Source organism: Paenibacillus chondroitinus NBRC 15376, from assembly GCF_004000765.1.
In the GTDB taxonomy this organism is placed as follows: Bacteria; Bacillota; Bacilli; order Paenibacillales; family NBRC-103111; genus Paenibacillus_E; species Paenibacillus_E chondroitinus.
On record NZ_BILW01000006.1, the window covers coordinates 81,924 to 106,830 of the forward strand.

At 42.0% G+C, this 24,907-nt stretch carries 22 protein-coding genes and 1 riboswitch; of the genes, 16 read left to right on the forward strand and 6 right to left on the reverse strand.

The genetic code is table 11. The features are described 5' to 3' along the window. Positions 1-38: 38 nt before the first annotated feature. Genes PCH02S_RS10055 through PCH02S_RS10065 form a run of 3 tightly spaced genes read right to left on the reverse strand, consistent with a single transcriptional unit; the run spans position 39 to position 2,046 of the window. Complete coding sequence (locus PCH02S_RS10055; RefSeq protein WP_127452532.1) at positions 39-1,226, reverse strand: MFS transporter; 1,188 nt, start codon at positions 1,224-1,226, stop codon at positions 39-41. Positions 1,227-1,263: 37 nt separating this feature from the next. Beyond that, positions 1,264-1,593 (reverse strand): c-type cytochrome, encoded by a 330-nt coding sequence (locus tag PCH02S_RS10060; protein ID WP_127452534.1) that lies wholly within the window; start codon positions 1,591-1,593, stop codon positions 1,264-1,266. A gap of 42 nt (positions 1,594-1,635) precedes the next feature. Further along, positions 1,636-2,046 carry a heme-copper oxidase family protein gene (locus PCH02S_RS10065; protein WP_127452536.1) on the reverse strand — a complete coding sequence of 137 codons (411 nt, stop codon included), beginning with the start codon at positions 2,044-2,046 and terminating at the stop codon, positions 1,636-1,638. Positions 2,047-2,336: 290 nt separating this feature from the next. Here PCH02S_RS10065 and PCH02S_RS10070 point away from each other — a divergent pair, with 290 nt between their 5' ends. From PCH02S_RS10070 to PCH02S_RS10120, 13 genes are all read left to right on the forward strand, one after another. Further along, complete coding sequence (locus tag PCH02S_RS10070) at positions 2,337-3,311, forward strand: ring-cleaving dioxygenase (protein ID WP_127452538.1); 975 nt, start codon at positions 2,337-2,339, stop codon at positions 3,309-3,311. Positions 3,312-3,572: 261 nt separating this feature from the next. Further along, entirely contained in the window at positions 3,573-4,460 is an 888-nt protein-coding gene (locus PCH02S_RS10075; protein WP_246069014.1) for a LysR family transcriptional regulator, read from the forward strand. A gap of 340 nt (positions 4,461-4,800) precedes the next feature. After that, positions 4,801-6,504, forward strand: coding sequence for a type 2 periplasmic-binding domain-containing protein (locus PCH02S_RS10080; RefSeq protein ID WP_246069015.1), 1,704 nt, complete (start codon positions 4,801-4,803; stop codon positions 6,502-6,504). 42 nt (positions 6,505-6,546) lie between these two features. After that, positions 6,547-8,448, forward strand: a complete 1,902-nt coding sequence (locus PCH02S_RS10085; RefSeq protein WP_127452540.1) for a sensor histidine kinase — start codon at positions 6,547-6,549, stop codon at positions 8,446-8,448. Further along, on the forward strand, positions 8,441-10,003 hold the full coding sequence (locus tag PCH02S_RS10090) for a response regulator (protein WP_127452542.1): 1,563 nt from the start codon (positions 8,441-8,443) through the stop codon (positions 10,001-10,003). Before PCH02S_RS10085 ends, PCH02S_RS10090 begins: the two co-directional genes overlap by 8 nt. A 377-nt stretch (positions 10,004-10,380) precedes the next feature. Beyond that, entirely contained in the window at positions 10,381-11,250 is an 870-nt protein-coding gene (locus tag PCH02S_RS10095; RefSeq protein WP_127452544.1) for a LysR family transcriptional regulator, read from the forward strand. 414 nt (positions 11,251-11,664) lie between these two features. Beyond that, positions 11,665-12,612: a ring-cleaving dioxygenase gene (locus PCH02S_RS10100; protein ID WP_127452546.1), complete on the forward strand. Its 948-nt coding sequence runs from the start codon at positions 11,665-11,667 to the stop codon at positions 12,610-12,612. After that, positions 12,609-12,833: a (4Fe-4S)-binding protein gene (locus PCH02S_RS35685; RefSeq protein ID WP_057305694.1), complete on the forward strand. Its 225-nt coding sequence runs from the start codon at positions 12,609-12,611 to the stop codon at positions 12,831-12,833. Before PCH02S_RS10100 ends, PCH02S_RS35685 begins: the two co-directional genes overlap by 4 nt. Positions 12,834-12,847: 14 nt before the next feature. Further along, complete coding sequence (locus tag PCH02S_RS35690; RefSeq protein WP_164819503.1) at positions 12,848-13,123, forward strand: GNAT family N-acetyltransferase; 276 nt, start codon at positions 12,848-12,850, stop codon at positions 13,121-13,123. A 119-nt stretch (positions 13,124-13,242) separates the two neighbouring features. Beyond that, complete coding sequence (locus PCH02S_RS35695) at positions 13,243-13,401, forward strand: hypothetical protein (RefSeq protein ID WP_164819504.1); 159 nt, start codon at positions 13,243-13,245, stop codon at positions 13,399-13,401. Positions 13,402-13,450: 49 nt separating this feature from the next. Beyond that, entirely contained in the window at positions 13,451-14,449 is a 999-nt protein-coding gene (locus PCH02S_RS10110; RefSeq protein ID WP_127452548.1) for a type I glyceraldehyde-3-phosphate dehydrogenase, read from the forward strand. A gap of 116 nt (positions 14,450-14,565) precedes the next feature. Continuing rightward, positions 14,566-15,654 (forward strand): low temperature requirement protein A, encoded by a 1,089-nt coding sequence (locus PCH02S_RS10115; RefSeq protein ID WP_127452550.1) that lies wholly within the window; start codon positions 14,566-14,568, stop codon positions 15,652-15,654. A 214-nt stretch (positions 15,655-15,868) separates the two neighbouring features. Further along, positions 15,869-16,420: a GNAT family N-acetyltransferase gene (locus PCH02S_RS10120; protein ID WP_127452552.1), complete on the forward strand. Its 552-nt coding sequence runs from the start codon at positions 15,869-15,871 to the stop codon at positions 16,418-16,420. A 461-nt stretch (positions 16,421-16,881) separates the two neighbouring features. Here the strand turns inward: PCH02S_RS10120 and PCH02S_RS10125 are convergent, their stop codons facing one another. Further along, positions 16,882-18,219: a hypothetical protein gene (locus PCH02S_RS10125; protein WP_127452554.1), complete on the reverse strand. Its 1,338-nt coding sequence runs from the start codon at positions 18,217-18,219 to the stop codon at positions 16,882-16,884. A 1,198-nt stretch (positions 18,220-19,417) separates the two neighbouring features. On the opposite strand from PCH02S_RS10125, the gene PCH02S_RS10130 reads away from it, so the two are divergent. The 3 genes from PCH02S_RS10130 (at position 19,418) to PCH02S_RS10140 (ending at position 21,749) form a co-directional block, all read left to right on the forward strand. After that, on the forward strand, positions 19,418-20,191 hold the full coding sequence (locus PCH02S_RS10130; RefSeq protein ID WP_127452556.1) for a DUF5995 family protein: 774 nt from the start codon (positions 19,418-19,420) through the stop codon (positions 20,189-20,191). Positions 20,192-20,596: 405 nt separating this feature from the next. Further along, complete coding sequence (locus PCH02S_RS10135) at positions 20,597-20,887, forward strand: hypothetical protein (protein ID WP_127452558.1); 291 nt, start codon at positions 20,597-20,599, stop codon at positions 20,885-20,887. Between the two features lie 265 nt (positions 20,888-21,152). Then, positions 21,153-21,749 (forward strand): DoxX family membrane protein, encoded by a 597-nt coding sequence (locus PCH02S_RS10140; RefSeq protein ID WP_246069016.1) that lies wholly within the window; start codon positions 21,153-21,155, stop codon positions 21,747-21,749. Between the two features lie 706 nt (positions 21,750-22,455). Here PCH02S_RS10140 and PCH02S_RS10145 read toward each other — a convergent pair. Both PCH02S_RS10145 and PCH02S_RS10150 read right to left on the reverse strand, forming a co-directional pair. Next, the gene (locus tag PCH02S_RS10145; RefSeq protein WP_127452560.1) at positions 22,456-23,595 is read right to left on the reverse strand and encodes a 3D domain-containing protein; all 1,140 of its coding nucleotides are present in this window, start codon (positions 23,593-23,595) and stop codon (positions 22,456-22,458) included. Between the two features lie 194 nt (positions 23,596-23,789). Then, a riboswitch (cyclic di-AMP (ydaO/yuaA leader) is annotated at positions 23,790-23,961 on the reverse strand. A gap of 170 nt (positions 23,962-24,131) precedes the next feature. Further along, a complete protein-coding gene (locus tag PCH02S_RS10150; RefSeq protein WP_127452562.1) occupies positions 24,132-24,902 on the reverse strand; it encodes a LysM peptidoglycan-binding domain-containing protein in 771 nt (256 codons plus the stop codon). Positions 24,903-24,907 lie beyond the last annotated feature (5 nt).

The following is a 24,907-nucleotide window of genomic DNA, read 5'->3' on the forward strand; positions in this document are numbered from 1 at the left end:
TCAGAGTTCGCGTTGGTCTTGTTTTGGGACGATGCTGGTTAACTGCGAATTTCTTCTAAACGAATAAAAAAGGGGACAATCAAGCTCAAACACAACAGTCCAGCTAATATTTCAAAAGAGAATAAATAGCCTCCGTGATTGATCAGATAAATTGAGAGAATCGGCCCAAGTGATGCACCTATGAACACCATAAACATGTGGAACGAAACCGCGATCGCCCGGATCTCCCTCGCAATGTGACCAATTAGTGAGATCAGTGCGGGAAGAGCCACAGCAATTCCAATAATAAACACGACACTCATCGAAACTAAAAAAATGAGGTTAGGCCAGAGGCCTAACAATCCCAAGCCGATTCCAGCAAAGATCAATCCACACCATAAAACGTTTTTGATTCCAAATTTCGCAACCAATCTTCCATCAAATGGTGCTATTAGCATTCCGATAATACCAACCACACGTACCCATAGAATATCTTGATGACTTAATCCGAAGAGCGAACTGTTTAGGTAACTTCCAAGTGTCGTAAAAAAACCGACAAGCGAAATAAAGAGCGTAGCAGAAATAATGTAGCAAAGTGGCAAACCCTTCTTTTTAAAAATATGACCTATTCGCAAAAAGGCAGAAAAGAAGCTGCCATCGGATTGCAGTGTTGCATCTTTTGCAATAAAGGTAATCAAGATAAACGATATTAAATACACCGCAAAAAGAATATAGAAAATATAAGACCAACTAAAGAATAAAACAATATAGCTGCTATATATTTGTCCAACGATAGTTGCCATTAAAAATGCCGTACTGATGAACCCAATAATGGTTATTCTTCTTTTTATCGGAAACATTTCCATGGCGTAGGCTAAGACTGACGGAGGGAACATGGATGCAGCTAAACCCTGGATGGCTCGAAGGGCAACAAGCCAAGAAAAGCTGCTGACACTTCCGACTAGAGGAGTTATTACAGTTAGCAATAGTAACCCTGACAACATCATTTTTTTTCGCCCAAAACGATCGGATAAAACTCCAAAGAACAGACCTCCACCTGCAAAAGCAAACGAAAAGGCACTGCCAGCCCAAGCAGCTTGAGAAGACGACACCTTGAATACGTCTGCAAAAACCGTTATTAACGGGATTGTTAAATACACACAAGATACTACAACTAATGAACACCAGAAAAGGACGGCGGTAATGAATGAGAAATTTGACGAGTTGGACAACGGTTCGTTAACCAAGATCCTACCCCCTTGTTCTTCAGATTTTTTAATTGGATTATTTATGTTCAGCTAACCAAACGGCTACTTTTTGAGCATCGTCCCCTTTGAGGATTCCAGCAGGCATACCACCGCCACCATTTATAATTTGGTTTTTTATTTGATCAGCACTCAGTTTTGAACCAATTTTTTGTAATTTCGGTCCAACTCCACCTTCCAAATTGTTGCCATGACATGCAATGCAGCTTTTTTTGTACAGCAGTTCACCGTCATTTATTGAGGTGCTCAAAGCGCTCGAATTTGAAACAAGGGTTTCTTGTTTTGAGCAAGCAGATACCAAGAGCATAGATATAGTGGAAAACAAAATAGCCAGACATTTTACCTTCATTAATTATCACCTCTCCGCCTTATATAAGAACGTATCTGAGTATTACTTGGAAACATCATGCGTATGGTTATTATGAATGTCCATTGCTTTCACGTTAGTAAAAACGTTGACAGCAAATATCAAGATACCGATTCCAGCTACAGATTCTCCAATACGCTTTAACGTTGTAACCCAATCCGGAGCGTAGCCATGAGCCATTAAAGCGAGGGTAATAAGCATGATGGGCAGGCCGATGCCTTGCAACCAGAAGTGCCACCTCGCTAGAGGAGATTCTGCTGCTTTGGGAAATCGAAGATACGTAAATCCGCAAAGAGCCAATGTTGCCCACCCGAAAAGATTTGTATGAGCGTGTACGCTTGTTAGTGCAAAGTTAAGTGTTGCACCCATGTAAATACCGATGCAAATACCAAGCAAAATATAAACGACTGCCATTTTTAAAAAACGTACGCCCATAGAATTTCCCCCTTGTTAATGTTATAAAGAACAATTCATCCGGCCGGGAATTATCCTAAAACTTAAACTTCTTTCAATTGGAAGTTTATACAACATCTTATAAGCACAGATAGGCAACTATCAATATGAATCTGACTATATCTAATATAGAAATTGCTTATATTAGCTTTGTCCTTGAAGATATAGCTAATGACTATACATGATATAGAAATAATGGAATTGTTCGTTAATAATAATTTCAATATGCTAAAACATAAACAGTTAAGGATCATGCGAGGAGTGTTTGCAAAATGGAAAAACATACAGAAGGGATCCACCATATAACGGCTTTTGTAAAGAATGCGCAAAAAAATGTGGACTTTTATGCAGGGGTGCTAGGTCTGAGACTTGTAAAAAAAACGATCAACTTTGACGCTCCGGAAGTTTACCATTTATATTTCGGTAATGAAGCAGGAAGTCCAGGCACCATAATTACATTCTTTCCGTATGAAGGTCATAAAGGGCGTATTGGTGGAGGGCAGGTAGGGGTAACAATATATGTCGTTCCTTTAGGTGCACTCGATTTTTGGAAAGAGCGCCTTGAAAGCTTTCATGTTCCTTATTCTTTGGAGACGAGGTTTAATGAGTATTACTTAACATTTACAGATCCGGATGGCTTACAGCTTGAGATTGTGGAGCGCGAGGAAGGGGATTTGAGTCAGTGGTCATTCGGTGGTGTTTCAATAGATAAAGCTATCAAAGGTTTCGGCGGCGCTGTCCTTTATAGTACCGCTCCTGAAAAAACGATGAAAGTACTAGAGCAGGTTTTAGGTCTTCAAAAGGTGGAACAAACAGAAGACTTTATTCGCTATAAATCAAAGGGGAGAATTGGTAATATTATTGACGTAAACATTGCGGCAATGGGGTGGGGCATAAGTGGAGCCGGTACGGTTCATCATATTGCATGGCGAGCCAAGGATTATGAAGAACACGAAGCATGGAGAAGCCATATTGAGAATTGGGGCTTCCATCCTACACCGATCATTGATCGGCAGTATTTCCATGCCATTTATTTTAGGGAAGAAGGCGGGATCTTGTTTGAAATCGCGACAGACCCGCCAGGTTTTGCTAAGGATGAGCCTCAAGATCGCTTAGGCGAGGCATTAATGCTGCCAGAATGGTTCGAAAGCAATCGTGCTGAAATAGAAAAGAACTTGTCTCCTATTCAATTGCGCGAATTGGAGCCGTTCAAGCCATGGGTGTATCGCGGCATCGTTTCGAAGTAACAGCATTGTTCGAAGCAGCGTTTGCGCGAGCGATGTTTCAGAAGTAATCCGATTTTATAAAAAACATAGTAAAAGATGAGCCTGCTTCGTATCGAGAAGGGGCTCTTCATATTTTCGGACTACACACATAGTTTTCCCAACGCACCAACCCTAAAATCTAGCAACCTTCACCTGAAATCTAGCGGATATATTACATGACAGGTTCCTTGATATAATGTTTACAAAGTCCAGTAAGCAAAATACGCAAGTGGGATGATCGGGGTGGTCTATATAGAGCTTCGCCAGCTTGAATATTTTATTCAAATATGCAAATCGGGAAGTTTCACCAAAGCTAAAGAAGAATTAGGTGTGACTCAGCCTACACTAAGCCAGCAAATTCGGGTTTTGGAAGATGAGTATAATATTCCATTGTTCGATCGGGTAAGTAGGGGAGTTGAAGTAACGGAAGCGGGTAAAATTCTCTTGAATAAGGGGAACGCTATTATGAATCTTCTTGAAGAGGCGAGAAATGAAATATATGGCCGAAACAATATATCTAGAGAAACAATTTCTATTGGATGTTGTCCTGCTGAGTTTGGATATCTAGCTCCTTATTTCATGAGATTTCGCGAAAAGTACCCGAATATTTCATTGGAAATTATCGCTGCAGAGGATGCTGAGAATAAAGTTTTGGAGCAAAGGGTGGACATTGGAATCACTGCAAATCCGATTTCTGATGCTTCGGTCATTTCGACTCATTTGTATAGACAAGAAATGGCGCTATTGATTCACTCAGAACATCCTTTGGCCGATAAATCTTCAATTCCTTTTCGATCCTTGAAGCAAATGAATACGATCATGTTTCGAGAACAAAACAAATCATTAATTGAAATGTATTGTTTCTCTTATGGGTTTACCTTGAAGTCGATAATAGAAACGTCCTCCATTTCAGTATTGATTCATGGGGTTCGTCATGGACTTGGAGCAGCTCTTATACCAACATCTTTGCTCGAAAGTCTAAGGGACGATTCTTTGCGTATTGTAAAATTAGAAGGCAATGTTCCATGTTGGGATATATCTCTTGTATATCTTAATTCCGTTACTATGAGGCCCACTGTACGCAAATTCATTCAAGAGATGAATCCATATGTCCAAGCGGTGCTGCAATAATGAAGAAGTAGGACAAGAATTAGTTAGGCGAGTAATCGAATTTTCCAGAAAGGAAGCTGCGATGATCTTTCGCGTAATGAATCATAACTAGAACATCATAGCTAACGAGCGCGAGCAAGACGAAGGAATATTTCCTTGTCGTGCTCGCTTATTACGTTGGCGGTTTAGGAAACCCAAATAACCTTACCTAAAATGTAAGCTTTCTTTCTTTTTCTTTCAGTAACCTTTATACTAGCAGGAGGGTTTTGCGCAGCTGAGAGCTTGTTTGCGTATGACAAGATCACCACTTTCCTATATAGGATAATAAGTACACCACTGCACAGACGAAGGAGAATTATGAATGGATAAAATGCGTAAATCAGCAATGCTGTTACTTGCTCTGATGATGTGTTGGACGTTAGCGGCTTGTTATGGAAACACTGGCACATCGAGCAATGACACCGCTGAGAATCATACGAAATCGAACGCCAATCTTATGCAGGCAGGTGCTGCTTCTCAAACGAAGCTTTCTCCGGATGAGCCTGCCTGGAAGCTGGACACGACACCGATTACGTTTGACTGGTACATAAATTTCGATTGGTTCACCAGCAAATGGGGAGGGAACGTCGTTTCCGATTATATAACCAAGAAGACGGGCGTCAGCTTGAACTTTATCATGCCTGCTGGTGACGCCAGCGAGAAGCTCAACACGATGATGGCAGCAAGGACGCTCCCTGACTTCATCACGTTAGGCTGGTACGAAGATGCCGTGTTGAAGATGATCAAGGGAGATATGGTGCTTCCATTGAATAAGCTAGCGGATCAGTATGATCCTTATTTCATTAAAGTTGCAGACCCTGCAAAGCTTAGCTGGTATACACAGGCTGACGGCAATGTGTATGGCTATCCGAATGCATCTTCATCCCCTACGGATTATCAGAAATATGGTCAGTTTATTACGTCTAATCAGACCTTTGTTGTTCGGAAAGACATGTATGAAGCACTTGGGAAGCCGGATATGAGCACGCCGGAAGGGTTTCTCAGCGCGCTGAAGGCTGCGAAGGAGAAGTTTCCGAAAGTGGACGGCAAGCCGCTCATTCCGATCGGCCTGCATGAATTTACGGAGACCGGCAACTTTTCGCTGGATACGTATCTTCAGAACTTCCTAGCCATTCCACAGCAGAAAAACGGCAAACTTTACGACCGTCGAAGCGATCCAACCTATCTGAAATGGCTGAAGGTGTTCCGCCAAGCGAATGAGGACGGACTGATGCCGACAGATGTCTACATTGACGAAAAACGATTGGAAAAGGATGAAAAAATATCGCAAGGGCGCTATTTTGCCATGCTGTATCAGTGGTCTGATTTTACAGAGATTAATCAAGCGTTGTATCAGAAGGACCCGAATAAGGTGTATATTGCGATTGATGGTCCTGCGAATGATGTGCATGATGCGCCAACACTTGCAGGAAATGGCGTCTCCGGTTGGACAGTGACGCTCATTTCGAAGAATGTCAAGGATAAGAAACGGGCAATTGCCTTTCTCAGCTATTTGCTCAGCGAAGAGGGAAACAAGGATCTGTACTTAGGAGAGAAGGGCATTACCTACGATACGATAGACGGCAAAGATCAGTTCCTGCCGGAGGTCATGCATCTGCTCAACACCGACCGCAAAGCATTCGATAGCAAATATGGCGGTTCTTATATGTACTGGATGTTAATGGATACGAACATGAATCTAGCATGGATGACGGGAATGGATGCTGAGCCTGCCAAACAAATTGCCGATTGGACGAGGGGCAAGACGATCAGCATGACTGAGTTCGACAATCTGGATCCGGACCCGACGACGAAGGAAGGTATTGCGGAAGACCGAAACGTGCGGCTCTGGGCCGAGACACTGCCGAAGCTGCTGATGTCCAAGTCGGATGCTGAATTCGATCAGCTATTCACCGAATTCATGAAAAGTATTACCGAGGATCCAGAGTATGGAGCCCTTGTAGCTAGCCGCCAAGCAGCCTATGAACGAAATGTACAGAAGCTGAAGTCGGCGCTCAATCAATAATTATAATTTTATAGAGGAAGCAGCAGGATGTGAGACAGGAAAATGGGATTCGCGGCAATCCGTTGGTTATTGGGGATACGTGTATTTACGTTTAAGCTTTCGCTTCAAGTCAAACTGATTCTGTCATTTGTGTTCGTTATCTTCATACCGGTTATTCTATTCTCCTGGTATACCCTCAATGAAGAGTCCACCAAGGCAATGGAAGAATTGACGAAGAACAACGAGAATGTGCTGGCGTTCGAGAAAATAAACATTGAGAATAACATGGAGCTGATGGGATGGACCGATCAGCTTGCGTTATCCAATCGGGAAATGAACAATTATCTGCAAATTGAACAAATTCAGGATACAGCGCGTGTTCTTCATATTAAGCTTGATGTTGTCAACAACTTTCAGTATTTTTTGTTCAACAATCCACGAATTGCGAATGTCCGGTTGTTCACGGGCAACCCTTATGTGAACGAGATTTGGCCAGTCATTCTACAGGAATCACGTATTAAGGACAAGCCTTGGCATGATGAGGTGATGAAGCAGCGCGGTTTGCCCTGGTGGGAGATACAGGAGAACGTCTCCCTCACCGGTATGCCATCCGAACCATCGCCGAATGAGCCCTTTATGACGTACTTGCAGGAATTTAAATATGCAGACAACGCAACACATAACGGGATTCTAGAGATATCGATGAAGCTGTCGGATTTCTTCTCTCGAACGTTCAGTAGTGTGCAGGACAAGAACTCCCAGCTGATTGTAGTAGCAAGGAGCGGACAGGTATTCAGCTTGAAGGCATCACCTGTGTTCGAACAGCACAGTGTGGAGCAATTGATGAACAGCGTGAAGCTGACGAGTAATACAGATATCGAGACGGTACAGTTCAAGATTAATGGGCAGTCCTACTTGGCATTTCAGAGCTACATTCCTTCGATCGACGTACATCTGGTTAATATGGTTAGTCTTTCGGACACGATGGAAGGCATTAACCACTCGAGAGTTCTTTATATTGTACTCATTTCGCTATTAGTGGCATTTCTCGTACTGCTATCTTACTCGATGCAGGCGATAATTTTGCGCAGGCTTAAGGCGTTAAGGGAATCGATGCAACAGGTAAGCAGTGGTAACTTCAACATCGAGCTGCCCCCGATAACTGGTACCGATGAGGTAGGAGAGCTGGGCCTGCATTACCATAAGCTCATTCTGAAGATTAACGAGCTCATTCAAGAGCAGGCAGCTAGGCAGGCGGCAGGCAAAGAAGCAGAGCTTCGGGCGTTGAAGAACCAGATCGATTCCCACTTCCTCTACAATACGCTGGAGAACGTCAAGATGCTGGCGGAGATTGAAGGGCAGTACCTTATTTCGGACATAATGACCTCGCTAGGCGGTATGATGCGGTATTCGATGGAATGGAAGCAGGATCACGTAATGCTTAGCGATGAGATTAAGCAGGTTCAGCATTATGTATCCGTCATGAACATCCGTTATGACGGAAGACTTGATCTCCGATTGTCAATAGCACCGGAATGCCTTAAGCAGGAATCGCTCAAAATGTCACTTCAGCCCGCAGTCGAGAATGCAATTAAGCATGGGATGAGCCGGATGCATTCCAGTGACGGAAATCTTGTCATTACGATCTCTGCCGTCCTGCGTGATCAAGCTTGTGTCATAGAGATCACTGACAGCGGCTGCGGCATACCGGAAGAGAAGCTGGGCATATTGAACCGAATGCTACGAATGGAAGAGTCCGCTTACCAGAATGTCCGGCAATTATTCGTTCTCAAAAATAACCAGGACAGCAATGGAATCGGTCTGCGTAATGTGGACCAACGCTTAGTGATGAGCTATGGGACGGAATATGGGATTCAGATCGAGAGTCAGGAAGGAAGCTATACACGCATAATCATGACTTTGCCGTATCGGGCCATAGGAGGGGGATTAGACATCTATGATTAACTTGCTGATCGTCGACGACGAGAAGAACATTCGGAGGGGCTTGCAATCGGTGATTGAGAGGCAGTTTCCTAATCTGTTCAACTACCGATTTGCCGAGAATGGACAAGAGGCGCTGGAGCTGCTTAGCCAGGAGCCTGCGGATATTATGTTCACAGATATCCGAATGCCAATTATGGATGGGATCGAACTGCTCGAGCAGCTGCAAGATCATCCGGTTAAGCCCGAGGTTGTATTGCTGTCTGGCTATAATGACTTCGTATATGCACAGAAAGGGATCCGTTGTGCTGTGAAGGATTATCTTGTAAAGCCTGTGATGCGGGAGGAGTTGTTTTCCGTCCTGGAGCGATTAATGCGGGACATAAGAACGAGAGAAGAGCGAGCAGACAAGGTGGGCGAAGATGCCGACCTTGTTGCTGCCGAGCTAGTAACCCTGCATTTGACCCAGAATGATGCTGGTGATGCAATAACACAGAACAAACTAAAGCAGGCAGGCTTAAGCTGGTTGGATGCAGGATATACGCTGGGCTTGCTTACGCGACGCGGTAGAGGATCACAGGCTAGCAGTACGGATGCTTTCTTCAGGAATCAGATCGCTGAGCTGTTACAAGGGCATATGGATTGGATACTCACGCGTGACGGAAAAGGCGGAACAATTATGATCGCGCGCGATCCGGTTATGTTCTACCAGTTGGTGGAACGGTGGAGGTTGAGTGTACATGAGTCGCAGCTGCGAATCGCGATTAGCGAGTCTGTTCAAGGGATAGAGCAGATAAGGTGGGCATATAGCCAAACGAAGCAAACCTTGAAATACAGTATTGTGCTTCCTGAACTTGATGTGCTGGACTACACCAGCATAAGCGAGCGCAATGAGCGGCATGTCGTTCCTGTTGAGTTGATTGGGCGATTATCGAATCTGATGGGAATGGGACGCGGGAACGAAATGAAGCAGCTTCTCAATCAAATTCTAGACGTTCGTATAATTAGCTGCTGTGAAATCGGCTACCTGGAGCGGATCAGCCAGCTGCTCAATGAAGAGCTGTTCGACAAGGTGTTCCACATATACGGAAATAGAGTGCTTGACCTATTAAGTCACTACGCCTCTGTTGGCCATATCGGGAATTTCGATCGTTTTGAACATTATTATGCATTTGTTGAGCAACTTCTCGATAGTTTGGATCGGTTCATCCAAGATCGGAGAGAGCAAGCGCCTACGGAGCAAAATACGATGCAAAAAGTTGTCGCCTACTTGCAGAAGCATTATGCCGACAACTTGAACATGGCGGTCGTGTCCAACCATTTCTCACTCAATTACTCGTATTTCAGCCAAGCCTTCCAAGAATATTACGGTGAGAGTTTCTCGAACTATGTTCGCCGTTTAAGGCTGGACAAGGCGAAGGAGCTGCTGGTGCACTCCGATTTAAAGGTGTACGAAATCAGTGATCAGGTTGGATTCGAAAATGTGAAGCATTTTACGAGAATATTCAAGGATACCGAAGGCATCACAGCGCTAGAATACCGAAGCCAGCGAAGGCTGTTTGAAATCCAAGTAATCTAAAATTGCACTGAACTTAGCAGGACCCTCAAATCAAGCAGCTGAAAAAGTCCCCTGTATAAAAGTAAGGTACAGATTTCTTCATTTTTTGAAGGGACTGTACTTTTTTTCTGCATAATTAAGAGTATTAAACTAAGCGGGTGGTTAGGGAGTTACAAACGTACCAACCCTAAAATCTAGCAACCTTTACCTGAAATCTAGCGGATATATTACATGACAGGTTCCTTGATATAATGCTTACAAAGTCCAACAATCACTCCGATCACGCTCATTACCACCAGGGGAGAACACCCAGTAAGGGAAGCAACAAGAAAAGTACCCCTATGCTAACGAATAACAGAACCAGCCAATTTGTGAAAATAGGAGTGAGATTGATTTCCATGTTCAGGCAATTAGAATATTTCATTCAAATTTGCAAAGAAGGAAGCTATACTAAGGCTGCAGAAGTTTTAATGATGTCTCAACCTACTTTAAGTCAACAGATCCGATTTTTAGAGGGAGAAGTTGGAACTCCTTTGTTTGAGAGAGTTGGTAGAGGGGTAAAGATTACAGCTGCCGGGGAAATACTTTACCAAAAAGCTATTTTCGTGATGAGGCTCATTGAGGAATCGAAGAAAGAAACTTACGAGTTACGCAATGCTCGCACAAATAAACTTTTGATAGGCATCTCGTCTATGGACTTTTTTTGTTTAGTACCCCGATTTTTGAAATTCCATGAACAGTATCCTGGTATAACATTAAAATTTGCCAGTGCAGAGAATTCATCACAGCAATTATTGGATAGTAGTATCGATATTGGCATTATCGACTATCATGAACCAAACAAAGAAATTCATATGATGCACCTATATAAAGAAGAACAAGCATTGGTCGTTTATGAGGATCATCCATGGGCAGATCGAACCGTTATTTCTTTTCAGGAGCTAGAGGATTTAGAATCTGCCTTATTTGTTAGGGATTTAAGTGTAATCGAGCAACTTCATACATTCAGCGATAAGATCACCAAATCTTTGCACTCAAAGTTTGAGTCAACTTCTGTGGAAATTCTTCTTTTTATGGTACTGCATAAGATGGGGGTAGCTATTTTACCTGCTTCTTTAATCGAAAGCTTTTTTGGCCAGAAATTGAAAATGATTCGTCTTGATCCATCGCCTGTTCGTGAGATCAAGCTTATTTTAAAAAAACATCATTACAACAATCCTTCGGTTCAAACATTTATCGACTTTTTTCTAGAACAATCGAAAAAGTAGGTAGAGTATGGCCATCACAAATAGGGATTGTGAAAACGCTCCCTCGATTTGCCTCCAGCCCATATTGAATCGCTGTGCTGCATAGCGATCGCCAAGACGGCATCGCAGGTTTCTTGGCGTGCCCAATCTCGTTCGTATTGCAACGGCCGATAATCAGAATATTATCTGTATCAAGAGAGGCTATCCAAAAAGTCATTTAAATGACTTTTTGGATAGCCTCTCTTAAATAAAATTATAAGCTGCTAGCAATATGAATCTATCTATATGAAGTATAGATATGCTTATATTAGCTTCGCTTTTGAAGATATAGTTAATGACTATACGTGATATAGAAATAATGGAATTGTTCATGAAGGATAATTTCAATATGATAGGACACAAACAGTTAAAGATCATACAAGGAGTGTTTGCAAAATGGAAAAACAAACGGAAGGAATTCACCATATAACAGCCTTTGTAAAGAATGCTCAAAAAAATGTGGACTTTTATGCAGGGGTGCTAGGTCTGAGACTTGTAAAAAAAACGATTAACTTTGACGCTCCGGAAGTTTACCATTTGTATTTCGGTAATGAATCAGGTCGTCCAGGTACCGTAATCACATTCTTTCCATATGAATTGAACCGTAAAGGGCGTATTGGTGGAGGACAGGTCGGTATAACAACATATGTCGTTCCTTTAGGTGCACTCGATTTTTGGAAAGAGCGCCTAGAGAGCTTTCATGTTCCATATTCTTTAAAGACGAGGTTTAATGAGAATTACTTAACATTTTCAGATCAGGATGGTTTACAGCTAGAGATTGTAGAGCGCGAGGAAGGAGATTTGAGTCAGTGGTCGTTCGGTGGTGTTTCAATAGATAAAGCTATCAAAGGTTTTGGCGGCGCTGTTCTGTTTAGTACCGCACCGGAAAAAACGATGAATGTCCTAGAGCAAGTCTTGGGTCTTCAAAAGGTGAACCAAGAAGGGGATTTTATTCGCTATAAATCGACAGGGAGTATTGGTAATGTTATTGACGTAAACATTGCGGCAATGGAGTGGGGCATAAGTGGAGCAGGTACTGTTCATCATATTGCATGGCGCGCAAAGGATGATGAAGATCATGCTTCATGGAGAACTCATGTACAGGAATATGGCCTTCAATCCACACCTATTATCGACCGGCAATATTTCAATGCGATTTACTTTCGTGAAGAAGGCGGTATCCTATTTGAAATCGCCACGGATCCACCAGGTTTTGCAGTAGATGAGCAATCAGATGTATTAGGAGAAAAACTTATGCTTCCGGAATGGTTTGAAGCTGAACGTGCAGAAATCGAAAAAGGTTTATCACCTATTCAAGTACGTGTGATGGAGTTAGATAAATGAAAGAATTCAAAATATATAAAGGGAAAGATATTGATGTTTTGTTTCACTCTGGAAAATGCGGTCATTCGGCAAATTGCGTGAGAGGGTTGCCAGGAGTGTTCAACGTTAAAAAGAAACCATGGATTCAAGCAGATGGAGAAACGGCTGACAAAATCGCTGATCTTATTGATAAATGTCCAAGCGGTGCTTTGCAATATATAAGAAAAGATCATCAAGCATGAATGGGGTAACAATAATGATTGAAATTAATAAAGATACGGACAGTTTTTATGTAGGAGATCAGGATAAAAGAGAGGCAGAATTACATTATGTTCCATCTGGGAATGGAATCATAATCGTAGATCACACGTTTGTTTCCGATCGTCTGCGAGGACAAGGGGTAGGACAAGAATTAGTTAGGCGCGTAGTCGAGTTTGCTCGGAAGGAAAGGTTAAAGATTATGCCACTATGTCCTTTCGCCAAAAGTCAATTTGACCAACATCAAGATTATGATGACGTATTATTAAAATAATTTTGATGCTTTTTCCCGAGAGGAGTGTGCTTTATGCGGGATGAGGCGATTTGTAACGCTTCCTTATCTGCATTACACAGGACGTGGATATTCATGAGATTCTCCGTTGGAAACAGGAATTGAATGCGTTTCTTTTTCGGGAATATGATGATCAACCTGCGAAAAAAAATTGGTTTTATGTGAAAGAAGGTCCTGTCACGTACGACGATCGGCTCAAGCAGATTACTATTTTCGCCGAGTCTCGGATCGAGTATATTCCGAATGAATTTGGCAAATAGAGCATGGATGACTAAGAATAGTATAATTCATTTTCAATGGAGGTTAAAGATGGGCAGAATAGCGATATATGGATTTGGACGTATAGGAAGGCAATTATTAAGAGTCGCTTTGCAGGATCAACTTTTCGTTCCGGTATCAATTTCAGATATTAAAGATGAAGCGACGATTGCCGCTCTTTTCGAAGTGGATACTAACTATAAACGCTGGGTTGAAGATGTCTCCGGACGGGATGGTCTAATAGTTATCGGCGGACGGGAAATTCAGTTTATCAATTCGTCGAAAGAAGTTCCGGATTGGAAGGCCTTGGATGTGGATCTGGTAATCGACTGTACAGGCCGAGCCGTTACCCGTGCTATTGCTCAAGTCCATTTGGACCGTGGTGCAAATCGAGTACTGGTTAGTGGACCCAGCAAGAGCCTTGAGGATTGTGATGCTGTCTTGCTTAAAGGGATCAATCTGGATAGTTTCGACCCGGATAAGCATAAAATCATTAGTATGGCGAGTTGTACGACAAATGCATTGGCTCCAGTCATCAAAATCGTAAGAGAAAACTTCGGGATCAAATATGGTCTATTCTCGACCGTCCATTCCTATACAAACACGCAATCGCTTACGGATCAGCCCATGAAGGATCGAAGGGATTCTTGGGCCGCTGCGGAAAATATCATTCCTTCTTCATCTGGAGCTGCAAGAGCGCTTAAATTCATATGGAACGATTTACAGGTTACAGGTAAGGCATACCGAATTCCAACTCGTACCGGAAGTATTGCTGAATTAAACCTTGTTACGGAAAAACCATGTACGGTGCAACAGGTAAATGATATTTTCCGTAGTGCCGCTATAGAGGGTCAGCTAAAGGGAGTCTTAGATATTTTAGAAGGCGAATGGGCCTCTTCTCGTATCGTAGGCGATTCCCATTCCTCTATCATTGACCTTCCTCTGACTCAAGTACAGGGAGAACTCCTATCCGTCGCAACATGGTACGACAACGAATGGAGTTATGCTTCGCGATTAGCTGAAGTAGCGGCTTATTTAGTAGATAAGTGATATTCTAATATATTGAAAAAATAATTTTTAAATACGTGGGGCTATCGAACTTTGATGATAGTCCTTTCTCTCATTGTTTAGTAAACATGAAGTCAAATAAAGGGAGTTTTGAAGTTATGGTTGAGAAAAAAGTAACCTGGTTGGAGCTTTTTTACGATCTGCTTTTTGTAGCAGCAGTATCAAAAGCGAACCACGTTTTGCTGCATGCCGATCATGGGACTATTTCCATTGAATACTTAACCAAATTTGTTTTAATCTTCATTCCAATCTGGTGGGCGTGGGTAGGACAAACTCTCTTTAATAATCGTTTTGGCCAAGATATCGTTACTCAAAGGATATTCATGTTCCTACAACTATTCTTTGTTTTAATTATGACAGCAAGCCTATCTGTTAATTTTGATCACTTCTATATTCCCTTCTTTGTAGGCTATATTGGTTCGAGAGCACTGACAGCTATTCAATATCTTACGGTACACAAAGCAATAGGCACACATCAACAAAAGACCGCTAAATACTTGGGGACTCGCTTTTGGATCGGAATATTGATATCTTCTTGCTCGCTATTCTTTGATTCATGGATCCGTTACGCGATTCTGTATGCGGGAATTGCTGTAGATATTTTGCTGCCGTTAATCGGCCGACGGTACCTGATAAAAACACCCATACATACCCATCACTTATTGGAACGCTTTGCATTGTTTACACTAATTCTTCTTGGTGAATCGGTGATCAGTATACTTGCTGTTCTGCAGTCAAGTGATTGGACATTGCCCTCTATATTGTTTGCCTCATATACATGTATATTAGTTATTGCTTTGTGGTGGCAATATTTTGATCCCATTGAACGGAAATTGAGCAAAGAAATACAAACTACCGGTCAAACGATTATTTATGGACATCTATTCATTTATTTATCCATGAGTTCAATAGCTGCTTCGATCCAATTGTTATTTAAGGAACAACTCGATTATCTATTCATGTTGGGTTTTATTTTTGGATCTGTACTGCTATATTTTTTATCTACATCACTGGTTTTTCACCGATACAGACACAAACACCTACGCCTGAAGAATTATCATTTGGTGATATTATTAGGGATAATTGGATGTTTTATGGCGTTGGACTTGGTTTTTCATGTACCTAATTATGCAATCATCGGAGAGATGATGGTGTTTTTTATCGTATACGCAAAATTAACGACTTGAGTTTTTAACAAGCAGGGAGCAGCGACACGGCAGCTGCTTAGGGTTACCGTTCGATGATTGTACGTGTTCAGCTTGCATTGCTTTGAAGGATAATAAAGTAGTAAATAACTTACTTTCATATCCTACCTACCAAATCTATACTAGCATACGTGAAATCAGGATAGTCCAATATAATATATTTACTAGACATCAAATTAGTATAGGAGGCACACACGTGAAAATTAGCAATAAAGAATTTGATGTAAATGGGCTGACCTACACCATTAGGTCTTCCATCAAAACAGATGCGAAGCATTTGTCTGAATTAAGATTACAAATTGATGGAGAGACGGACAATCTAGACAGAGAAAGAGGAGAAGCTTTTATTGATGTATCTGGATTTGAACAATTAATAAATACGGACACGATCAGCACCAGAAACTTATTTTTGGTCGCTGTTGCCGACGAACGTATTGTGGGCTTCTCGAGATGCGAAGGAACTTACCTCAAGAGATTCTCTCATAAAGTCGAATTTGGTGTGGGCGTACTTAAAGATTTTTGGGGATATGGAATTGGAAAAAATCTTCTAAAGGAGTCTATTGCATGGGCTGACTCCAATGACATTAAAAAGATAACTCTAAATGTCTTGGAAACCAACACTAAAGCAACTGAGCTTTATAAAAGGCATGGCTTTGAAATCGAAGGCATATTAAGAAATGACAAAATCCTTTCTAATGGTGAATACTATAATACAATTGTTATGGGGAGATTCAATGACAGCGAATGAACCGTAGTGTTGAGCTAATGGTAAACGATAGCAGAATAATAAAGTCAGGCTGCCGATATACTGAGCAGCCTATTCAACTCCCATGAAAATTAAATCCGCTAAAAAATCACAAAAAGACAATAACAAATTAGACCTAGCCGAATGACTTTTTAAAAAATAGGTTGTGCCTGAGAGGAGTTATGAAATTATATTACCAAAAATCATTCAGGGCTGAAAATAAAAATGAGGCTGGTGCAGCAACCAGAGTAAGATTAATCTCCCATGTGCTTCCTAAAAGGGAGCGACAATCTGTGATGCACCGTGGTCGTTGGGGTCAGACTAACGGATGGGCTCTATGGCACCATAGATCATCGACCTTCCTCTCCCAGCCATAGTAGCAGTATTGACAGATTTTCCACCCCATTTTCATCATCTGTGGTACGGCGCTTGCGCTGCATGTATGGCTAACGGGATTCATTAGCTTATAAGTAATTTAGAAGATCAAGGATCATAATTCCTAGCATGCAAACAATAAGCAAATAAGCACCATTGTCTTTTAATCCGACACCAATACTCGATTTTTTCACCAAAGTGCTAACCAAAAGATTGATTGGATTTACAGGACTCAATACGGAGGAAGCAGACCAAGCCATCATGATGACCATCGCGATAATTTCTTTGGACGTGCCAAGCATCGCCGGATCCATTTGGGTAGCCAAGACACTCACCACAACTAGCTGATGGATTCCCACAAACGTCACACAAACCATGGTGATGAGAATAAATAAAGCAAAGAGTAAGAAAGATTTCTGCGCGAGATGAGTCATGAAAACATTAATCCCCTGACCAAAGACGGTACCTTTGAGCGATTGGCTGAAGAACCCGGCACTAATATACATGATAATTTCATTATTCATAATGGGAACGGCTTTGTCCCGGTAATCCACGAGATGATGCTTCAACGAACCCCACTGTTTGGAAAATAGCCCCCAGATGCCGGGAAAAAGAATCGATAGCAGGCTGACGATGACGAGCATGGACCAATGAGTGATGGATTCTGTTGCTATCGTTACGACCATAATGGAAAGGATCATATAGGCCAAAATCTTTATCCTTTTGCGGTGATCCGGCGTTATGACCTCCCGATAATCCCCTTCTACATCAAAATTTTGTTTTTTTGCCCAGATTCCAAACATGAAATTGCCGATCAATAAAAATAAAACAGCAATACCAAATCCATAGGACATATAGTCTTTAACAGAAACGTGCAGATACAATAAAGTGACACCTACGGCTGCATAATAGGGTGACCATAAAATGGTCGTTGAAAATCCGATGAGGTATGCTTTGGACAGGAAAGTGGGCTTCAAACGTAACCCCTTTATTAATTCATCCAGAATGCGAATAGCCCCGATATTCAATAAAGGACCGAGAAAAAACAGAACTGTAGAAATCCCCATAAACATTTTCCGAGGATGGTTTTGGTATCGTTTAAGATACAGCAAAATAGACTCAAAAAACCCACCCATTTTCAGTGGTATCGATAATAAAGGCACAAGCACTAGGAGGGTAAGCAAAGAAAGGTTGGCCGTAATCCCTTCCGCAGCTGCACCTATTCCCTGCCCTTTCGTATAGTTTAAAGCAAGGCCGGCAGCAAACATAAAGACACTAAAGAATCGCGGAACCTTCTTGGCCAGCGTTACACTACCCAGAAAGGCAATGGTTGCCATAATCGCCAAAATATATTGAAATGACTGAAAATGAACAAAATATTGAATCAAAAATAAAAGACACATTCCAAGAATAAAGTTACTTCTCACCGAAAGATCACCTCTCTTCAAAATGGATTGTTCAAATCTAAATGGTATATTGTATACAATTAGGAAATTTACTTTTATTCTAAAGGATAGTCCATTTTTTCGTCAATGCAATATTAAATTTTCACCTTGAACAAGATGTGGAAGATCCCTTACACGTATGACGAATTTATACATCAAAAAATATGTATTTAATTACCGACACCAAAGAAACCGATCCGAATTTGATCCGAGAGCAGTTTAAGATGCTCGTGGATACCGTGAATCAAACAGGAGACCCTTCCCTGTTCCATCGAATTATTCCTCAAATCTGAGGGTTTGCCAATGGGTGAATTATGCCAAATGGGAGAAAGGCTCGGTACCGGGATAGTTCTATGGTATTCGCTAGATTTATCCACGAAAGGTTCAAATTGCAAAACTTACGAAACCTTCAAGACAAACATGTTGTAGATTTTATAAAACAACGGCAGGAGGAAGGGATAGCTCCTGAGGCTAGAAAAGAAGAACAACCTATTGAGGGTAATTTTTCCAATGTCCACCTAACAGACGTTTGACAACTACAAAACTTCGACGAACAGTTTTTTGCCGAACTCCCATGAAAATTAAATCCGCTAAAAAATCCCCCCATTTTCATCATCTGTGGTGCGGCGCTTGCGATGCATGTATGGCTAACGGGCAGTAGAGCGTGGTGGGAGGGCTATTTATTATCAGCTTAAAAACCAATTGATATATGTAATGATTTTATAATGCAGAAGCAACGATTCAAGCAAAAGGAGCAAAATTACATATCCCGAGCCAACTAATACTTTACTAAAAGGCGTTTGGTAAGCAAGGAGTAAGTGGAGAAAAAATAATACTACAAAGGGAATTGTGACACTGCGATATAACAAAAATGCGAGATTGAATATAGAGGGAATTACCTTTTCCTAAAATACATATCATGCTGTTACCCTAACTGAGTGGCATTTAGCAGATATGATATTATAAAAAATCATTGAGCTAACAGTGAACGATAGTTCAATAAAATAGCGGCAGTCTAGGAACATTATTTTTCAGTCTAGGCTATCGCTGTTTCTGTTTCAAGCCAGTCTAATAATTATTAAGTTCATTACACGTACTCAATTAATGTTAATTTCTAGCATACAAATATTATTGTGTTGTTTGTTAAATTAGCATCGACCGAGTCTCGGGGAGGAGTACCATGGAATTTGTAAGCAATCAAGTTCAGCATGTGCAAACCATGAATCACGTCATCGATGTGATGAGGCAGCGACTTCATGTTTTCCAGGAGTCTGGAGACCATCGTGCCGTATTTCACCGTGTCTATTTGTTGATGACACAAGAGATGCAAAAGCGTCTAGCATCCGGCTTTTTCCAAGATACCGTTTGGATGGAGCGTGTTTTAGTAGGCTTTGCGAAGTTCTACTTCAATGCAATGGATGTTTACGAGGCAGGGCTACCCTGTTCACCTGCATGGGAGCTTGCTTTTCGTGAGGCTGCTGTCAAATATGGTTTCGTGCTGCAGGATGCTTTACTTGGCATCAACGCGCACATCAATAATGACCTGCCCTTGGCACTGTATATGATACTGAGCGAGGACCAAGCATGGCCTGATGCACGAATTATGCTAAAGCGCCGCCGAGATCATGAACTTATCAACGACGTTTTGGCAGATTTGGTGGATCAAGTTCAAGACGAGTTGACGCTGCATTATGCCCGCTTAATCGGCGTTATAGACCGAATAATGTGGCGTAGGGATGAGTCATTATCCAAATTCATTCTGACTCACTGCAGAACCACGGTGTGGCACAATACCGAGCTTTTACTAGACGCTTCTAATGAGGAGCAGTGGGTCATTGAGCGGCGGCGAATTGAACGCGATGCGTATGCAATTGGACAGAAGGTCGCCTATTACCGCCCCTTTCGATTTATGAAAAAACTCGCTCCGTTGTCCAGGCGAGGGCGTTGGTTCTAAGCTTCTGTAGGAGGCAAGACAATTATAGTCTCTCGAACAGTCTATATTCAATTGGCGATCACATTCCCGATCATTAAATTTCTCAATGTTTATATGTCGATTGATAAATAAGGATTTGTTATTATAGTTGTCGTATATATCCAATAACACAAAAGTGTCTACATAAACCATTACGAAAAAGCTTGAGAAACCAAATTTTATTTTTTATGTATGGTAAGTTGTGTCAGAGGAAAATGCACAATTTTTCGCTTCTTGAATTATTAACAATAACGCAACAGTAAGTGCACGTACATTCCAATCGGGAAAACGAAGAGACAGCCCTTTACTGTGACATTTCTCACAGCATTCTCCTTACGAGATTTGGTAACCTAAACAGAGAAGTTAAAATAGGGAGTTGATCTGACTGTGAAAAAAGAAATTACCATCCATTTCAAAGTCATTCATCATGACAGAACTTCTTTGCTTAGAGGCATTATTTTCTTAGAGGAAAAACAGAAACCGACCTTGGCGGACTACCAGCAATGTCTTATGGATTGCGGTCATCAGATTGTACTCATCGATAAAGAGCATGTTATCTTTAAAGCTTCTAAGCCGGGAGAAGACTATCTGATTCATGTTCTAGATGAAGAAGAAAACGGCCTTCGAGATGTTATTATAGAAAATTTAGCAAAAAACTTGCTGAAAACAAAATTTTGATTTCTCTGTAATTTCGGTTTCCTTCTCCACGTTTTAATCATATTTCCGTCTGCAATGATCCTAAGCCACATTTCGTGCTTAATTGATTCGCTGAATCCCAATTGCTTCGCTAGTGACGACAGAAGCAGCTCTGCCAGTTTTGTTTCCAATTCTTCCGGTCAATATTACATTTAAACATTACTTCCTAAAATTTTAACTGGGATTCGGTATGGGAGATTGAAGATAGCCATATGTTTGTTTTAGATACTAATGGAGGTGTTCTAGAATGAAAATGGGTTCTGTAAAACTTCAAGAAAAGAATGTAATAGTTCCAGAAAATCCCGTATCCCGCTTTTTGCTTAGCGATACCCGAGCAGCTTGGATCTGGTTGGTAATCCGTTTATATGTGGGATATGAGTGGATCCAGGCGGGGTGGCACAAAATAACCGCCGACACATGGGTAGGAGCCAAAAGCGGAGTTGCTCTTGAAAGTTTTGTCAAAGGCGCTTTGACGAAAGCCGAGAGCGGTAAGGATGTTACCGGGTGGTACGCTACCTTTCTGCAAGATGTCGTCCTTTCTCACTCCAAATTGTTTGCTTACATGGTGGCCTATGGGGAAGTACTGGTAGGACTCGGTCTAATCCTTGGCCTTCTTACCGGAATTGCAGCATTTTTTGGTGGAATGATGAATGCCAGTTATTTGTTTGCCGGCACTTTAAGTAGCAATCCACTACTATTTGTTTTAGCGACTTGGCTCGTGCTAGCATGGAAAATTGGCGGTTGGTATGGGCTTGACCGCTGGGCACTCCGATACTTGGGCACACCATGGCATAGCCGAAGCTCGTCACCGACAAAAAGAAGCGCAGCGCGAGAAATCCAGTAAAATCTATAATGTAGGGAAATTTGAAATATATTTAGTTCAATAGGAGGCTTACCCCGCAATCAATGCGGGGGTTTGCGTTCTTTCGGACAAGATAACCCCCAGTATAAAGAAGGTTTTTATTCGAGTCATATGTTTCATAAGCTTGTAAATGCTTATTTTGGAATTACAGAATGGAAAGATTATTACGATGAAATGTTATGGGAACAGAATAAAAAGAGCGATTGAACTAACGTAAACTATAGCACAATAAATAGGGAGCAAATTACCGAGGCAACTGCTCCCTGTTTTCATTAAAGTAACGGGCAGGTTAAACATTCACCTAGAATTAGAAAGTTATAAACCTACTACCTACGACTTTTATTAATTTTATCGCTAACTTTTCTAATTAGATGACTGGGAGAAAGTGAGGTTGGCATGAAGCTAACGAAGCACGAGAGTTCAATGACAAAATATGAGAAGGCTGCCGACGATCAATGTTCTGCAGTCTTCTCAGCTAACTGGCAGCATAATTCGACTTGCTGAACAAGTGCACCGCGCTGCAGTTGACGACTGCGACTACCCCGGCATCATGTTTCATTCAGCACACAGCTCCTTTCCATATATCGGTTTAAGTATACACGTGTTTTCTTTTTAAGGAACACGAGTGATCCAAATCGGAGTCTCTCCGCATAAAAAAAGCGCTCCATAAAGGAGCGCTTATGCAGACTTATTCGAGCGACGGCTTTTGGGGACCGATAACGTATACTGTAACGCCGCGTTTTACGCCGAAGCGCTTCGCATACGATTCGCTTTCGTAATATACGTCAATTTTTTGTCCCTTTATCGCACTTCCGGTATCCTCCGCCCGGCGGAATCCGATCCCTTCGATATAAACCCACCATCCGAGCGGAATGATGTTGGGATCGACGGCAATCGTACGCCCCTCCGTAACATGCCTACCTGTGAAAGTGACGCCGTATTCCGCATCTCCGCTGCTTTTCCCCGTTGAAGCAACGCCTGCCGTATACGCGGTCAAAGTTATATTTTTCATGATTTGTTTGACGGGAAATGTAACGCCATTCTTGGAAACTTGTCTCGACGCATCCGCCGATGCGGAGAGCGCGCTTACCGGCTTCTGCGTTCCCACTACGACAATTTTTTTTACGCTCTCCGCGCTTACGGATGTATCCTCTATCGTTTCTGTGACCAACGCGCCGTCTTCGAACAGGGTTATTTTATTTTTCAGCAGCACGCCTTTCTTGCCTTCTTGGATCGTTTGTTCTTTGCCGGCAGCTACATTCGGGTCGTACTTCGTTTCTACTTGATATTGAATCGGTTCGGCGACTTCATTGATTGTCTTATGAACTCTGACAACCTTAATCGCCGTATTCTCGGACACGCTTGCATTTAGATCGGGAGTAACCTTATCGAGATTTCCGAGAGTGACGTTCAAGTCCTGCAGAGCACGTTCCACCGTCTTTCCGGTCGTGTACATCTTCTTTGTCTCGCCGTCGGCGGTCAACTGAACCGACACGGTATGATCAATGGTAACGCGTTCTGCGTTCGCGAGTTTCGAATCCGGAGATGCGGAGAGACGATCTTGCGCCCCGACGGCAATTCCTTGTTCTTCGAGAAACCGTTCCATCACCCATTGTCGAGTATATACTTTCTTCTCTTGCCCGTTTACTACCAAGGTAACGTACCTCGCAGACGTACCGTAGAGCAGCAGCAACAATGCGGAAATGCTCAGAACAGATAGGCATGCAGTAATCATAATGAATCTCAAATTTTCATGCTTCCATCGCAATGCAAAGGACATGCCGGATGATCGCTGTAATTGGGTCTTCTCATCTCTGAATGCTCCCATTTGCTCGGTCCTCCTTCAAGCCCGCCATCCGCGTGTAACGCATGACACATGACGTGACTTTCGTTTTTTGTTAGTAATCGTAGATAGGCTTGTCCATTCACCTTCTTGAATGAGTTTATATGAAACGAAAAAAGACCGCAGAAGAAGAGGTTCTTCCCGCGGCCTTATTCCAATGAATAAATGACACGACAACCGGTACCTCTCTTCACGCTTACGAGGTTAGCTGACGGATTCGACGAGAGAGTCGCCCAACTCGGAAGAGACGATTTCATTTCGGACAAGCAGCCCGAAAATGGTCTATTCCAAGATTCACCCTAAAACATTGGTTCCCCCGTTTTCCTTACGGAAACTAAGCGATTCGAAATTATCGATATATCAAGTTATTCCACAATATTATGTAGAACTCAAAATTTAAGAACCGTGAAACACCCATTTCATAAAGGCCAAGCTTGCGGCATAATCCGTTTTCGGATTCGTTACTGAGCATTCCGCCGAAAACATGCCGGAATAGCCCAGGACTGCCATTTATATTGGTTTTAAGGTTCTAGGATATAGACATTAACGTCTTGAATGCCGAAATTGGATACCTTTTGTACACTTCCAGGAAGGAAAATATCAATGCGATTCCCTTTTATTGTGCTTCCTTGATCGGTAGCGTAAGCAATCAAACCGTCACTAGGCAAATCCTTGTCAATGTCATTATAACCGGTAATCAAAACCTTGGATCCCATTGGAATAATAGATGGATCTACAGCTATAGTTCCCAATTTTAGAAGATTTCCATAGTAATCAACAGGTCCCCAGCCATTTTCAGAGGGATCACTAGAGTAAGCAGTAGCTTTCACCGAAATCTTCTTTTTAAAAGCGATAGCTTGTCTTGCAACCAATATGGAGTTAGGGGATGCCGATGTGGAAGATACACTAACAGTCTTCCCTATAGATGCTGCAGGCAGCGTCAAAACTATACCAGGGTATAAATTATTTGGATCGACTTTAGGATTGGCTGCCATAAGCTGATCTAAAGGAAGCTGCAGCTTTTTAGCTATGATCCAGAATGTATCTCCATCCTTTACGGTGTAGCGTAGATCTGGTAGATTTACAAGTTCCCCTGGCTGCAGATTCAACGGATTAATGTTTGGATTTGCTTTTAGAATCGATGGTAACGGAATTTTGTTAGCACTTGCAATTTTCCATAAAGTATCCTGGGGTTTTGCCTGATAAGTAGAGGCGAACGCAGGGGTTCCAAGGCTAGTAATAGAAAGCCCTACTGCTAGACCGAAGATTGTTTTCTTAAAATGTCGTTTCATGATGC

What these genes read in the sequence shown, in the direction of transcription:
- PCH02S_RS10060 (WP_127452534.1), bottom strand. Translation starts at nt 1,593, where the DNA reads ATGAAGGTAAAATGTCTGGCTATTTTGTTTTCCACTATATCTATGCTC.
- PCH02S_RS10065 (WP_127452536.1), bottom strand. Translation starts at nt 2,046, where the DNA reads ATGGGCGTACGTTTTTTAAAAATGGCAGTCGTTTATATTTTGCTTGGT.
- PCH02S_RS10070 (WP_127452538.1), top strand. Translation starts at nt 2,337, where the DNA reads ATGGAAAAACATACAGAAGGGATCCACCATATAACGGCTTTTGTAAAG.
- PCH02S_RS10080 (WP_246069015.1), top strand. Translation starts at nt 4,801, where the DNA reads ATGGATAAAATGCGTAAATCAGCAATGCTGTTACTTGCTCTGATGATG.
- PCH02S_RS10085 (WP_127452540.1), top strand. Translation starts at nt 6,547, where the DNA reads ATGGGATTCGCGGCAATCCGTTGGTTATTGGGGATACGTGTATTTACG.
- PCH02S_RS10090 (WP_127452542.1), top strand. Translation starts at nt 8,441, where the DNA reads ATGATTAACTTGCTGATCGTCGACGACGAGAAGAACATTCGGAGGGGC.
- PCH02S_RS10095 (WP_127452544.1), top strand. Translation starts at nt 10,381, where the DNA reads ATGTTCAGGCAATTAGAATATTTCATTCAAATTTGCAAAGAAGGAAGC.
- PCH02S_RS10100 (WP_127452546.1), top strand. Translation starts at nt 11,665, where the DNA reads ATGGAAAAACAAACGGAAGGAATTCACCATATAACAGCCTTTGTAAAG.
- PCH02S_RS35685 (WP_057305694.1), top strand. Translation starts at nt 12,609, where the DNA reads ATGAAAGAATTCAAAATATATAAAGGGAAAGATATTGATGTTTTGTTT.
- PCH02S_RS35690 (WP_164819503.1), top strand. Translation starts at nt 12,848, where the DNA reads ATGATTGAAATTAATAAAGATACGGACAGTTTTTATGTAGGAGATCAG.
- PCH02S_RS10110 (WP_127452548.1), top strand. Translation starts at nt 13,451, where the DNA reads ATGGGCAGAATAGCGATATATGGATTTGGACGTATAGGAAGGCAATTA.
- PCH02S_RS10115 (WP_127452550.1), top strand. Translation starts at nt 14,566, where the DNA reads ATGGTTGAGAAAAAAGTAACCTGGTTGGAGCTTTTTTACGATCTGCTT.
- PCH02S_RS10130 (WP_127452556.1), top strand. Translation starts at nt 19,418, where the DNA reads ATGGAATTTGTAAGCAATCAAGTTCAGCATGTGCAAACCATGAATCAC.
- PCH02S_RS10140 (WP_246069016.1), top strand. Translation starts at nt 21,153, where the DNA reads ATGAAAATGGGTTCTGTAAAACTTCAAGAAAAGAATGTAATAGTTCCA.
- PCH02S_RS10145 (WP_127452560.1), bottom strand. Translation starts at nt 23,595, where the DNA reads ATGGGAGCATTCAGAGATGAGAAGACCCAATTACAGCGATCATCCGGC.
- PCH02S_RS10150 (WP_127452562.1), bottom strand. Translation starts at nt 24,902, where the DNA reads ATGAAACGACATTTTAAGAAAACAATCTTCGGTCTAGCAGTAGGGCTT.